This is a genomic window from Shewanella jiangmenensis (assembly GCF_018596335.1).
Taxonomy (GTDB): domain Bacteria; phylum Pseudomonadota; class Gammaproteobacteria; order Enterobacterales; family Shewanellaceae; genus Shewanella; species Shewanella jiangmenensis.
Map to the genome: position 1 here is coordinate 112131 of NZ_JAHEPS010000003.1, position 14257 is coordinate 126387.

The following is a 14257-nucleotide window of genomic DNA, read 5'->3' on the forward strand; positions in this document are numbered from 1 at the left end:
CGGCTGAATAAAAAACGCCGCAGGGCAAACCTTGCGGCGTTTTTGTTTGTGCTTTGGCTTTTCACTTAACACAAGCTGCCGTTATTGCAGTGCTGCAGATGGTCGCTTGCCGAGTCGCCACAGGCTTAGGCTGAACAGTGCCGTCAGCAGCGCCATAAAAATGCTGGCCCAGAACCACTTGTCGCTGCTGCCCTTGTACAGCAAAAAGTACGACAGCTGGGCAATATTAAGGATTGCCACGCCGCGCAGCATCAGCTCTTTATTGACTTTGCAGAGCACCAGCGCGCCAAAGGGCGCCATAAAAAGCACCACAGGGTAGGCCGAAAGCCAGGTCTGGATTTGATAATGGGTGAGACCGTCATCGATAAGGCCGCGATAGGCAAAGCCAAGAATACTCATGGCCGCCATCAACATAATCGCCATCTGGGTGGCGATTTTTTCCTGCATCCGAAACAGGGTCACCAGCAGGGTGTAAAGGATGATATCGGCGCCGGTGCCAAAGAGGCTTGCGCAAATGCCGCCGCTGATGAGCACCAAGCCAAACAGCGGCCACTCGGCAGATTTTGGGGGGCGCATTTGGGTTTGGCAGCCGCGGTGGCGCGCAAGGCTGTACACCAGCGCAAAGGCGGTGATAAGGCTTAAAAACAGCGCCTGAATGACATACACGGGCAAGGTCTGAAAATAGCCCATGCCCAGCACAAAGCCGCCAAAGCAGAGCGGGATCATCCACATCAAAGGTTTGAACACGCTGCGGTTATCGCTATTTGCCAAAATAAAGATACTGGCGCTGGTCATGCCGATGCTTTGGATCATCAAACTGAAATCCCGCGCCATCGCCCGGTCAATCTGCAAAAAGATATTGAGGATGGGAAAGGCCACCGCGCCGCCGCCTTCGGGGGTTGAACCTGCAACAAAAGCGCCCAGTACCATGATGGCCGGGTAATACCAGTGTTCGATTAAAAAGCCGATGCTTGAGAATTGACTGAAAAGCACCAGCCACATCAGCAAGGCGACCACAAACCAAACACGAAACAACCGAGTGCGGAACATCCGGTCCTACTCCCAAAAAAGACCCGCGCAGCTTAGGCCGGCGATGAAGGTGACACAGCGACGCAAAATGTACCACTGCGCCTGCCCGTGATAAAGCGCACATTGTTCAGCGCGCCGGAATGTGTTGTCCTGTGCGTGCCTGCTCAAATTGGGCCTGTGTCTGTGTCTGTGCCTGTGTCTGTGTCTGCGTCGAAGCGGTTTTTTACATTAGGTGCTTTTTTATCAGCGCAATAGTCGCAGGCACTTCTGCCGAGGGCAAAAAAAGGGAGCCCTGGGCTCCCTTAATCACGCCGGCCTCAGCCAGCGTCAAGCTATCAATTACTGTGCGCTCTCAAGGCTTTCTGCCTGATGGCTTTGCAGTGGAATGCGCAGTACCACCTTTCTAAAGAACAGGTACACCAGGCCAACGGCTGCCCAAATCATGCCAAGCTCAAACGAGGTCGGTTCAAGATTAAGCCACAGCACCCCGATACAGGCAGCGCCGCACAGCGGCATCAGCAAAAAGGTAACATGATCTTTCAGCGTCTTGTTGTAGCCAAGCTTCACATAAAAGTGGGCAATTACTGCCAGGTTTACAAAGGTAAAGGCGACCAGAGCACCAAAGTTAATCAGCGCCAGCGCGATTTCCAAATCAAACGACACCGCCGACAGTGCCAGTGCGCCCACCAAAAGCACGTTCAGCGCCGGGGTTTGCCACTTGGGGTGCACATAGGAGAAGAAGCGTTTTGGCAGCGCGCGGTCGCGCCCCATCACATAAAGGAGACGCGACACACCCGCGTGGGAGGCGAGCCCCGAAGCGAGCACTGCCACTGTGGTACACACCAGCACCACCGCCTGGAAGAAGGTACCGCCAACATAGAGGGCAATTTCCGGCAGCACGGCGTCTGGCTGCTGAAAGCGGGAAATATCCGGGAAAAACAGCTGCAAAAAGTAGGATGTACCCACAAACAGCACGCCGCCAATCAGCGCCGTCAGCACGATGGCGCGGGGGATAACCCGGCCGGCATCGGGGGTTTCTTCCGACAGGGTGCTGATGGCATCAAAACCGAGAAACGACAGGCAGAGAATCGACGCGCCAGTCAAAAGCGGGCTGATTTGCATCTCATCAGAGAAAAACGGCCGGCTGCTGGCAACAGTGCCCAGGCCCTCGCCGTGGTACACGCCCCAGGCAATCAGGCCAATAAACACCGCAATAATGCTGAACTGCATCATCACAATCAGGCTGTTGAAATTGGCAACCAGTTTAATGCCGCGCAGGTTCAATATGGTCATCACCGCCGTGAGAGCGAAGATATAGGTCCAGGGCGCGACATCCGGGAACATGGCTTCCATGTAAATCTTGGCCAGCAGCATGTTAATCATCGGCATGAACATATAGTCCAGCAGCGACACCCAGCCCACCAAAAAGCCCACGTTGGGGTGAAACACCTTTTGAGCATAGGTATAGGCAGAGCCTGCCGAGGGGAACTTACGCACCAGATGGGCGTAACTGAGCGCGGTAAAAAGCATACCGATAAGCGCAAACAGATAAGCGCTCGGTACATGGCCGGAGGTGATGTCGGTAACTATGCCGAAGGTGTCGAACACCGCCATGGGGGTAAGATAGGCAAGGCCCATAATCACCACATGCCACAGCTTCAGAGTGCGTTTCAAACCAACCTGTTGGGTCGCCATTATGCTTTCTCCTCACCGTTTGGGGTGTCGGCCCTGTTACTCATACCCGCAATGCCAATCCCTGCATCGGGGGCGCCGGGGCGGCGCAAACCGGCATAGGCCGGCAGGAAAGCAATGGTTTTCCCCATCATGTTCCTCACTGAAGCTCTGTCGTGAGATTGTCGCCAATCCCGTTATCATTCCCGGTATATGCCGGCCTCGTTATGAATTTGGTGCGGCAATCAAACCCGGGAACCATGCTTGCCATTGCAAAGCACGGCTTGGGTTTTATTGGCCGAGGCGCATTGTGCATTCACTCCCCCCGGCTTACAAGAAAAAATAGAGCAAATATGCAATTTTTTGCATTTGTGAATGAGCATCCGGCGACTAAGGCTTTTGCCAGCCTTTACACCATGCCTTGCCTGCAAGGGCGATGATAGTTAATCGAGGAATAGGGCTGCGCGCCGGAAGGTGTTTTGGCGAGTGAGTTATCAGCAAATCCGCATCGGCATTGGGGTTTTGTCACTCTGTGGCAGCAGTTTGTTCATCCAGCTTGCCCTTTGGATAGCGCATTGCCAAAGTACAAATCGCCTCTGGTCAGCCCGGCGTTTTCGCGGCATCTTGGTGGCATTGACGGGCAATAATCGATATTAACTGTGATTTTAACTATGCAGTCATAACGCTCGGCTATGCGGGGCGGGCGGTAACTTTAACGGCCCGCAGGCCATGGGATGAGGTGTTCATTTTGCTGTGCTCCTACAACCATCTATCCCGTTAAGTATAGTTGTCTGGACTTTGGCACGGTTGGTATTGCTGCAGTTTACTGGATGCTATACAGTGAGTGTCATTGATGAATAATCAAGTGAAAACAATGGTTAAGGCATAGCTGATGTAAGTGTGTAACCAGAGTTTTCGCTTTGATACAGACAGAGATGCTGACAAAGGTGCTGATTAGGGATGATGGCCGTCGATTCGAGATGCTTTCAAAGGGATTTGCCTCGCTTTCCGCTTTCCCTCTCCCCCGACATTGGACTTATTGAAGCTGCCGCTTCGGGCTTTTTGCTGATTGTTTGGTTTGTCGTTTTACAAGCGACGGGAAGTCGTGGGTCAAATGCTTCCATGCAAAACGGCCAGTTCGCCATCCATGGCTCTCGCTCGTTAGCCAGTCGCTGCGCGACACTCGCCAACCCACACCCGGGGGAAGGGGATCTACAGCGACTCCCCTCTTACACATTTAGAAAGCAGGCCCGCGCCGCCCCCACGAAGCCGGGCACTTTGGGCTTATGGGCTGAAAACGGCCACCGCGACCGATTCGCTCCCAGCTCAGCGGTCGCTGCCTCGGCATCCATGCCTCGGCTCGCCCGTTTCACTCAGCCCAACACCCAAAGCGGCTTCGAAGGGGAATGGTGCAACCTTAGGCATGGGAGTTTATTGGTGAGTGAGGTTTGACTGATCTGACTCTCTTGTTTTCAATACCTTACTAATTTCGTGGGGTGGTGAGAAATGAACAGTAAGAGGGCGGTAAAAGCCTGTGACTTGAGGGGAATGCATGAAAGTACAACTGGATTTGGCAAACTGCTACGGCATTAATCAATTGTCGAAAGAGCTGAACTTTAGCAAAACAGCAAAAAATGATGGAGTTAACTCGCTTTATGCTCCAAATGGAACACTGAAAACTTCATTAGCAAAAACATTTAAAGATGTAGAAGCTGGCAAGCCGACAAGTGATCTCATCTTTCCAAGCAGAACGACGACTAGAGATATAAAGATCGATGGCGTGGATATTTCAGCTGAACAGGTGCTGGTGATCGATTCATACAATGAAAGCTATAGCTCTCAGCAAGTATCAACATTGCTGGTCAATGAAGAATTGAAGCAACAATATGAAACAGCCCTTAAAGAGGTCGATGGTAAGCGAAAGACTTTGCTTACTGCAGTAGCTAGCGCATCTGGAAAGCGAGACGCTAAAGAGTTACTAAGTGAAGTTTTTTCTAGACCGCTGAGTGAGTTGCTACCACTTTTGGTTGAGCTTGCCGGTGAAGAACACCCAGATTTTACGCACTATGGTCAAATCAAGTTTGATTTACTATTCAACCCTAAGGTCATTCAGCTCGTCACATCTGCAGACTTTGGACAAGATCTTGCCGAATACGTAAGTACTTACGACAGACTGATCGAAAGTTCGACAGTATTATCAAAAAGCTTCAACCATCAAAAAGCTGATAATGTATCTAAGAGTCTGACAGAAAATGGCTTTTTCAGTGCTTCGCATAGTGTGAACATATCAATTAATGGTACTAAACAAGAAATTTCTTCCAAGAAAGAGCTGAATGAACTACTTCAGGCAGAGCAGGAGAAAATTCTTGAAAATCCTGAATTAAAAGAAAAGTTTAGTCGTGTAGATAGCCAACTTAAAAATAAAGAGACACAAACCTTCCGCGACTTCATAACAGATAATCAGCACATCTTGTTGGAATATTCCGACGTAAACCAGTTTAAGCAGAAAGTGTTGTTGGGCTATCTCCAGTCCGCACAAACAGCTTGGGTGGATCTTGTTGGGACCTATCAATCTAATCAAGAACTGGTATCTAGAATTGTTGAAGAGGCAAAAGAAGAACAAACTATCTGGGAAACAGTTGTAGACACCTTCAATAAGCGCTTTAACGTCCCATTTAAGCTAAGTGTAGACAACCAAGTTGAGGTTATTCTCAATGATGCCGCACCTACTATTAAGTTTGAGTTTGACGATGGACGTGGTGAGTCCGAGATTGTTGGACAATCAAGCTTACTCGAAGCGTTAAGCCAAGGTGAAAAACGAGCTCTATACATCCTTAACGTACTATTCGAAATTGAAGCTCGACGTCAAAGTGCTAAGCCAATCCTGATAGTGATTGATGATATCGCTGACTCATTTGATTACAAGAATAAGTATGCAATCGTTGAATATCTGCGTGATATTGCAAAAGTTAGCCATTTTTATCTGCTGATGCTAACTCATAATTTTGATTTTCATCGTATTGTAAGCAGTAGATTAGGAGTGCAACGCAGTAATCGTCATATGGCTACTAAGTCATCAACTGAGATCTCACTAAATCCAGAAAAATACCAAAATGATGTGTTTAATGCTTGGAAACAGGACTTGGGAACAAATCCTCATTATCTATTAGCTAGTATCCCTTTTGCCCGAAACCTCGCAGAGTACTGTGGTTATGAAGAGCACTTTGGTACTCTGACATCACTACTTCATCTAAAAGCTGATACTAAAGATATTAAGATCAGTGACATTCAGGCGATGTACAGAGAAATCTTCACTGATAAAGCAACACTTGAACTCCCTGGTGGAACAGACTTGGTTTTTAACAAAATTATTGAGGCGAGTGATGTGCTTACAGCAGCGCCACAAGAATCACCAGATCTTGAGAGTAAGGTAATTTTAGCAATGGCGATTAGACTCAGTGCTGAGGATTTTATGATTAATAAAATTGCTGAACCAGAGTTTGTCGCAAGCATCAGATCTAACCAAACACGAGTTTTATTCGACAAATACGTCAATCTCTATCCGGGGGAATGCGAAATCATTGCTTTGTTGGATCAGGTAAACCTCATGACACCTGAGAACATTCATTTGAATTCGTTTATGTATGAGCCAATTCTCGATATGTCAGCTCACAGCTTGTATCGCTTATACTCAGGATTGAAAAACTTGTTATAAACCTCAGAGTTATGAGGAGCAGTGCTCACTCCAAGTTGTACCTGTCCCATTTGGCGTTAAGAAGAGCGGGGACAGCTATAACACTTTTGCTGAGGGATACACCATTTCCCATCGAAGCGGCCAAGGGTGTTGCTGAAAATGGCCTAGCGAGGCATGGATGCCGAAGCAGCGCCAGTCGAATCAGGGATGAGCGTCTGGCGCGTTAGCCAATTTTCAGCATAAACCCGAAGGGGCTTTCCGCTTCGTTTGGGGTCGCTGGGGGATTGGACAAGGGGGCAAGTCGATACTGCCCCCTTTCCCCGGGTGTGGGTCGGAGACCCACGACTTTAAGTCGCTTGCAAAGCGACATCCTTTGCAAAAGCGTCTGGCTTACGCACTAAGCCAACCGTTCTAACGGCCGATACCGTGCCACCGAAGCAGGCAACACAACCCCTTGAGCCTTCAAAGCATTCACCCGATGTAAATACGCTGCCCCGCTGAGCAAATGCAGTGCCAAATCCACTGCGCGGCGTTCGCGGTAATCATCAAGATACGTCCCCTTCGACCAGCCGTTAAAGGCCCCCAAGGCTGGCCCGGCCCAGATTTGATAATCCATCTCGCGGCCAGTTTCGCCGGTATTCGACCAGCGGCTGGAGAGCCCCAGATACCAGCGGAAAATCAGTGCCATCTTACGCTTGGGGTTACCCTCGGCGCGCTGAATTTGACTGGGATCGCGGGCCATAAAATGCGCCACCGTGCCTTGCCAAATGTCATCGAGACTGGCGCGAAATACCTGGGCTTCAAGCTTGGCGCGCTCATCGGCCGGAATGGCTTCGATGCTGTCGTAGCGGCTGTAAAGCTCGTACAGCTTGTTGGCGCGCATCGGGAACAGGGTGCCACGTTTTACTACCTGCAGCTTAACGCCCATCTCGAACATGTCGGCGGCGGGTGCCATGGTCACGTCCGCCATCTCGGTGGTGGCCAGCAGTTTGCGGGTATGCTCGCTGGCACCGGCCTCGATACAGGCCTGATTGATGGAGCCGGTCACGATAAAATCCGCGCCCATGTTGAAGGCGGCGAGCGCCGCATCCGGGGTGCCTATGCCGCCGCCTGCACCCACGCGAATGGGGGTGGCAAAGGCGTGCTGGGCTTGCAGCTCGTCTCTGAGCGCCAGAATAGTCGGCAACAAAGTGACCAGTGGGCGGTTGTCGGTGTGACCGCCTGAGTCGGCTTCGGCGGTGATGTCATCGGCCATGGGCACCAGCAGGGCAAGCTCGGCCTGTTCACTGCTGATATGGCCATCGGCGACCAGGGCATCGAGCATCTTTTTCGGCGCACTCTTCATAAAGTGGCTCGCGACCTCGGTGCGGCTGATTTTGGCGATAACCTTGTTTTTAATGACGATATTGCCATCTCTATCGCGGCTTAAGCCTGCGGCGCGGTAACGGACTATGTGCGGGGTTAGCGCCAAAAAGGCCGAGGCTTCTACCGTGTGTACGCCGTGCTTTAAATAAAGCTCCACCGCGCCTTGCTCAAGCGCAGGTTCACTGGGGCTGTGGATGAGGTTAAAGGCGTAGGGGCCCTTTGGCAGCTCGGCCTGAATGCGCTTGATTGCGGCTTCAACCCGCGCGGGCACCAGACCCGCGGCGCCAAAGGAGCAGAGAATGCCTGCTTTACCGAGCGCTATTACCAGCTCTTCGGAGGCGATGCCATTGGCCATGGCGCCGGCGTAGTAGGCGTATTTTACCCCGTGGCAGCGGCGAAAATCCTCACTGCCAAGCTCGGTGGCGGCAAAGGGGGCGGCAAAGGCGGAGACCTGAGCCGAGCCTGTTTTTGCTGGCTCGCGCTTCTTGTCGCTTACGCTAAGCTCAACTGCCGCGTGGCTGACGCCAAGCTCGCTGCCCGGCAGCCGAGCCATGTACACAGGCTTATCCAGCGCAAGCAGCGCCGCCTTGATGTCTGCATCGCTGCTCACGCTGAGGGCCGGGTCTATGGCCCAGGGCCACTTGAAAGCTGTGCTCATCTGTACTCTCTTTTAGGCGCCGTAGCGCCGTGTTTATTCTTGTAAATTTGCGGTTTAGCTGGCGTATTCATCGCCGCTCAGGCTTCTTCAATGGCAAGCGCCAGGGAGCTGATTTCGTAAATGCGCAGGCCATCTTTGGCAAGCCAGGCGTCGGCCTTGAGGGTGACGCGGCCTGCTTCCCTTTCGATGGAGGTGATGTGCAGCTCCAGCGACATCTGCCTGTTTAGCGGGCTGATTTGGCCACGGTACTTCCACTTCACACGGCTTAGGCAGTGATTAAAGCGTGGGTTTTGGAATTCATTTCCAAGACCCGCATCCAGCGCGAAGCTGGACAGCAGCTCGATAATGGCCTCGACCCCCAAAGAGCCCGGCATCACCGGATCCTGATGGAAGTGGAAGCGGAAGAACCAGTCGCTTGGGTCAATGGTGCGCTCGCCGTACACATAGCCAAGGCCCGCCTTGCCGCCACTGCGGACGATATCCACCTTGTCGACAAAGTTCAGGCGGCCGCCTGGCAGGCGCAGATGGGGCTTGCCGGGGGCGGCCTGATACAGGGCGCAGCTGTCATCGCGAAGCTTATAGCTGATGTCGGGGCTCTGCTTTTGCGCCTCAATCCAGGGCGTGGTGATTTTGCCGTTGTCCAGCCCCAACTGGTGGGTAAGCGCCTCTGCCTTGAAGTAACCAAACACCGCCTTACCCTCATAGAAGGGCTCACCGTCTGCCGCCAGCGCAAAGCTGAAGGTCTGGATGATATTGGTGCCTGACATGACTGTGCTTAGGAGGCGCGAGTCGTTGCTGATGGTCTTGCCGCGAAGGTCGATGTCTTTAATGAGCGTGCCTTCGCCGTCGAGATTGCGGAAAAACAGTTCAAGCCCCGGGAAGCCCAACGTGGTGCCCATATAGCCCGAGATAAAGCCGTTTGGCTGCAGGGCGATTTCCATCAAAATGGAGTAGGGCATGCGCGCCGGATGGCTGTTTTCGGCAAAATACCAGGCCTTGGGCGGCACTTCGTACTCGCCGAGGCAGGATGCCGGTGCCTTGAAGTCGCCGCGCTTGCCGTTAACCTCCACCACCCGGGTGGTGAGCTGCAAATCGCCGCAGGGGGTGCGCGGCGGAATAAGGCCGCGGTACACGGCGAACTCGGGCCCGAAGCAGTTTTCGATATTGCCGGTGGCAAACTCGAACAGGTGCCAGGGGGTAAAGGGCACAGAATCCGGGGTGCGATTTGCCGATTTTGCTGAATTGTCTGTCGTCAGCGGCGCTTCGATATGCTTCACCGGTACCACGCCTTTGATGGGCGTGGCGCTCAGGTCGGGCTCGTGGGTCATCAGCGGCGCATGGATGGATGCCTGACGGCCTTCGAGCAGCGCTTTATTTACGTTGGCCGCAATTTCGGTTTCTGAAGCGTAGCGAGTGCAGTCGTCGTCTTCCTTGAGCATCACGCCAAGGTTCTGGAAGTCCACCACCACTTTTCCGTCGAGGATGATTTCGATATTGGCCTTGGCCCAGGGGGAGGGGGTAAGGCCGATGTCGGTGACTTCCATGCGGTAGCTTAGGCGGTTCGATTGAGGCAGCACCTGACCACGGCAACGCACCTTCTGCGGCGCATCCTTTAATGGCTGGAAGCGGCCGTTTTTGGTGAGTTTGTGCAGCCCCAGGTGCAGCATGTAAAACTGCAGCAGCTGACCACAGCCTTCGGCCATCAGCGAGCCTGCCATCACCTGATCGTCTTTGAAGTGACAGGGGAAATACCAGTGATCCGGCTCAAGCTGCTTATGGCCTTCGATAAGCCCAAGGCCCCAGGCGCCGCCGCTGACATCCACCTTGCTCACTTCTTCAATCATCAAAAACTTTTCAGAAGCAAAACAGATGGATGGCTGATGGAAGCCCAAATCGTGGCTTGGACCGAAGCAGCCCGCCACATCGGCGGCAAGCAGGCGCGAGACCTTATCGTAACCAAACTGGGTTTTATCGCAGGCAATCAGCGGCGTGAAGCTACGCGGATTGGCCATGGCGGCACTGCGCTGTTTGATTTCATCCTCGGTGCGGATAACCCCTTTGCCGTCGGCAAGCTCGGCATCGGTAAAGAAGCCGGCGCAGCCACCGTCCATCTTGAGGATAAGCCTGTCGCCCACGAAGCACTCGTAGGAGAAGAAAAACAGCAGAGTGTCGCCGTTGCGGGCGTAGTTGTTGATGGAGATATCGTACCTTAGGGTATCGCCGCCACGGGGCAGGTCGCCAAGGAAGGTAAGGGTGCAGTCCAGCAGGCGATAGACCCGCTCGCCCTTGTTTTCAAGGTCGATGCCAAGGAAGGAGATCAGCATCAAGTCGCACTGACCCGACTCCACCGCCACCGCCCAGGGTATCTGGCCGTCTACCAGATAGGGGGCGTCCACCGGAATATCGTATTCGGTGGTCATGGTGCTTGGCTTATATTCGCCCAGTTTGGCGTTGAGTTTGGTTACCCGCGACACCAGCAGATAGTCGGTGGTGGGCAGCCGCACCCGGCGCTTGTAGCTGTCGATAATGGCGTAATCCGGGCCAAACACCGGGGCGATATCGCCCTCGGCGTACTCAACCAAATCGGCATAATCCCAAATGCAGTCTTTTTCCGCCTGGCTAAGCGGCGTTTGTTCAACTGCGGCTGGTGTTGCCAGCTGGGCCCTGGGCTGGCTCACTTCCACCTCGGGCAGACTGATTTCCACCTTCGGCAAAGTGAGTTGCAGCGGCTTATTCTCGCTCACTGCCGCGGCGATGGCGGCATTGCTTATCTCACCCGTGCTTATCTCACCCCTGCTTATCTCACTAGAGCTGCCCGCCATCAGGGCGCGGGCAAGCTTAAGCCCTGCCTCGCGGCTTTTCAAAAATGCCTGATGGGCCTCAAGGGCCGCCAGATGATTTTGAGCAAGCAGCCCTTGAGCGAACTGATTCTGTGTGAGCTTTTCCTGATCGGATTGATTGTGCGTCTGGGGCGAATGTTCAGAGCTACTTGCCATGGAGGGCGACTTATCCTCTGCTGCTAAGGTCGTTTTGTTGTGTGTGTCTGGCTGGGTTTGTTTCGGGATGCTTTTGCTCACCCGTGACTGTCCCTCAACCTGCGTTTGCATGGCATGGGCAAGCTTGGCACGTATCTTATCTTCAAACGCCAGCTCGGCGCTCAGGATATGGTGGGCGATAGTGGTGCCGCCAAGGCTGATTTGTTGAATAAGTGCCTTGCCGGTGCCCACTGCTCCTGAGGCTGAGCTAGCGCCTGAATCGATACGGCCTTGCAGCAGCTCACGCTGTGGCTGAGTTTGGCTGAGGCTAAGGAGGGCGCTGTGGCGCTCACCATCCTGAAGTACCCTGGCGCTGCCCTGTTTACCTTTATGCAGGTTCAGCAGGCCATGAATAAGGCTTGCCATACCGGCGGCGGCAAAGCTGTGACCGAAGCGCGCACTGGCGCTCGGGGCTTTGAGCGGATAGCCGCCCCGCACGCTCGGGCTGTGTTCAACCAGGGTGCTGTTTCCAATAAGAGCGCTGTGTTCAATCAAACCGCTGTGGTCAAGCGCATCAGCCGATACAAATTCCGGGGCACCAAGAGTTGCGTAACTTGGCGCAGATGTGCCCGGTGATGCATCGGTGCTGGCTCTAAGCACCAGAGCCCCTGCGCCTTCACCCGGGGCAAGCCCCATGGCCTTGAGGGCGGCCTGATGATGCAGCACTTTTTCGGCTGAGCCGGACAGGTCGACGGCCGCTATCACCACCGCATCGAGCCTGTCGTCGTTTGCACCAGGGAAACTGAAGAGGTTTTGCGCCACGTCAATGGCGCGGGCCACCGACAGCTCGCCCGCCGAAATGGTAAAGGCAGGGCCACTGAAATCCCACAGGCTCGCGATGCGCGACGCCATGATGTTGCCGATGTAACTGGTGTACTGATTAAGGCTCGCCGCCGGCAACACAGCATCCATGGCGAGCTTTTCAAGCGCATTGTATTCATCATCCGACAGTGCGATACCCGCCGCCTTAAGGCTCTGGGCAATCTGGCTGTGCAGATTTACCCGGCCACGGAACCTGTGCAGCTCAAGCTCGGTTTCCATCGCGACCAACACGGCTACCTTGCTGCCGGGGGCGAGTTTGGCATCGCGAATCGCCTCGTCGGCCACTTTCATCAGCAACAGCTGCTGGGCAACCAGCCTGTCGCCCGGGTGGGGCGGCAGCTTAAAGCGCAGAAAATCGAGCGCAAAACTGTCGATATAACCGCCGTCTGGCGCATTGCTGCCATCAGCAACCAACGATTCAAGCCCTTTCCAGCGGCTCTTGCCGGGGGAGGCGGGCAGCGGAATAAGCGCAGTTTTATCTTCAGTAATCAGGCTGTTAATCGCCTCGAGGCTGTCAGCTTTGCCAAAGTGGGCGCCAATGCCAGAGATCTCAAATGCTTGCGGGGCGCTGATTGTGGACGATGCGGCGATGTGTGCAGCGTCAGCCTCGGTCAATGCCTCGGGGGACTCCAGCACCAAATGGGCGTTACAGCCACCGAAGCCGAATACGGACAGACCGGCCAGCGGCGCGCTGTTACCGGACTTATGTGGCCAGCTTATGCATTCAGTCGGGATTTTCGCCGCGCCAAAGAGGCCCTTGGGGGATGAAATCGGGCTTTGCAGCCGCACGCTTGGCGGCAGCAGCCTGTGCTTCATCGCCAGCATCAGCTTGATGATGCCGGGCATGCCTGCGGCGGTCAGAAGATGGGTCAGGTTGGACTTTACCGAGCCAATCTTGGGGGCAGCACTGCCATCAAGGTGCTTTTCGAAAAACTGCTCGAGGGAGCTCAGCTCGACTTTATCGCCAAGTGGCGTGCCGGTGGCGTGGCACTCGACAACCTCCACTGCGGCGGGGCTGATGCCGCTGTCGTCATAGGCGCGCTCGAAGGCCTTGACCTGGCCTTTGCTGGCCGGGCTTAACACAAACTGGCCGCGACCGTCGTTGGAAAGCCCGACGCCGCGAATGATGCCGTGGATGGTATCTCCATCGGCAATAGCATCCTCGAGGCGCTTTAATGCCAGCATGCCTGCGCCTTCACCGGCAAACAGGCCGCCGGTGTTTTTATCCAGCGGCGCGGAAAACCCGGCTTCAGGGAAGGCGTGGAAAATCGAAAAACCCATGCTGATAAAGAAGGGATCGGCGCCGCTCACGGCACCTGCCAGCATCAGGTCGGCCTTGCCGGTGGCAAGATAATCGCAGGCAAGCTTAATGGCATACACCGAACTTGCGCAGGCGGCATCGAGGCTTAACTGCGGCCCTTTGAGACCCAGGCTTTTGGCTATCACCGCCGAGGCATCGGCGGCGGTTTCCTGCTGCCAGGGGGCTGCTCCGCCCATGCTTTCTGCATCAAAGGGCTGCAGCGCGGGAAAGCCCGGCAACCGCTGTTTGAGCGCCTGCTCCACTTGCTGATGATAGAGCGGGATCATGGCGCGGTTGGAGGCTTTGGTCGGGAACGACAACGTGCCCATGATAACCCCGGTGCGGCTCGAGTCGAGCTTGACGCCAAGGCTCACCTGCTTGGCCACATCGAGCGCCCACAGCTGATGCTCATCGAGGGTTTTGGCAAGTGTGGCCATTTCATCGGCGGGTCTGGCAAAACCCTCAGGGCTGAAGCGGAAATTATCCACATAGCCGCCCTTGTCGCAGTAAAAGCGATCGCTCTGACCTTGCTCGCCAAGGTATGCAGCCACAGGCGCGCCCAGTTTGGCATCTGTCAGGCTTGTGTGGGCATCGCGGCCTGCGGTTATCAGCTCCCAGAAGGCGTTGATATCGTCAGCGCCCGGGAAGCGGCCAGCCATGGCCACGACTGCGATGGGGCGGGC

Annotated in this window: 5 protein-coding genes and 1 pseudogene; 1 reads left to right on the forward strand and 5 read right to left on the reverse strand. The window is 54.4% G+C overall.

The window, feature by feature from the left end; genetic code table 11:
* Positions 1–81: 81 nt before the first annotated feature.
* The 3 genes from KJI95_RS09390 to KJI95_RS19590 all read right to left on the reverse strand — a co-directional run bounded on the left by KJI95_RS09390 (position 82) and on the right by KJI95_RS19590 (position 2855).
* Positions 82–1050, reverse strand: a complete 969-nt coding sequence (locus KJI95_RS09390) for a sulfite exporter TauE/SafE family protein (protein WP_214506936.1) — start codon at positions 1048–1050, stop codon at positions 82–84.
* 318 nt (positions 1051–1368) lie between these two features.
* The gene (locus tag KJI95_RS09395; protein WP_214506937.1) at positions 1369–2724 is read right to left on the reverse strand and encodes an APC family permease; all 1356 of its coding nucleotides are present in this window, start codon (positions 2722–2724) and stop codon (positions 1369–1371) included.
* The gene (locus KJI95_RS19590) at positions 2724–2855 is read right to left on the reverse strand and encodes a hypothetical protein (RefSeq protein WP_284730696.1); all 132 of its coding nucleotides are present in this window, start codon (positions 2853–2855) and stop codon (positions 2724–2726) included. Before KJI95_RS19590 ends, KJI95_RS09395 begins: the two co-directional genes overlap by 1 nt.
* A 1397-nt stretch (positions 2856–4252) precedes the next feature.
* Between KJI95_RS19590 and KJI95_RS09400 the strand changes: the two genes are divergently transcribed.
* On the forward strand, positions 4253–6415 hold the full coding sequence (locus tag KJI95_RS09400) for a hypothetical protein (protein WP_214506938.1): 2163 nt from the start codon (positions 4253–4255) through the stop codon (positions 6413–6415).
* Between the two features lie 376 nt (positions 6416–6791).
* Here KJI95_RS09400 and KJI95_RS09405 read toward each other — a convergent pair.
* Positions 6792–8174 (reverse strand): annotated as a pseudogene (locus KJI95_RS09405) (PfaD family polyunsaturated fatty acid/polyketide biosynthesis protein); the annotation flags it as partial.
* A 320-nt stretch (positions 8175–8494) separates the two neighbouring features.
* On the reverse strand, positions 8495–14233 hold the full coding sequence (locus KJI95_RS09410; protein WP_214507226.1) for a hotdog fold thioesterase: 5739 nt from the start codon (positions 14231–14233) through the stop codon (positions 8495–8497).
* Positions 14234–14257 lie beyond the last annotated feature (24 nt).

What these genes read in the sequence shown, in the direction of transcription:
- KJI95_RS09400 (WP_214506938.1), top strand. Translation starts at nt 4,253, where the DNA reads ATGAAAGTACAACTGGATTTGGCAAACTGCTACGGCATTAATCAATTG.
- KJI95_RS09410 (WP_214507226.1), bottom strand. Translation starts at nt 14,233, where the DNA reads ATGGCTGGCCGCTTCCCGGGCGCTGACGATATCAACGCCTTCTGGGAG.
- KJI95_RS19590 (WP_284730696.1), bottom strand. Translation starts at nt 2,855, where the DNA reads ATGATGGGGAAAACCATTGCTTTCCTGCCGGCCTATGCCGGTTTGCGC.
- KJI95_RS09390 (WP_214506936.1), bottom strand. Translation starts at nt 1,050, where the DNA reads ATGTTCCGCACTCGGTTGTTTCGTGTTTGGTTTGTGGTCGCCTTGCTG.
- KJI95_RS09395 (WP_214506937.1), bottom strand. Translation starts at nt 2,724, where the DNA reads ATGGCGACCCAACAGGTTGGTTTGAAACGCACTCTGAAGCTGTGGCAT.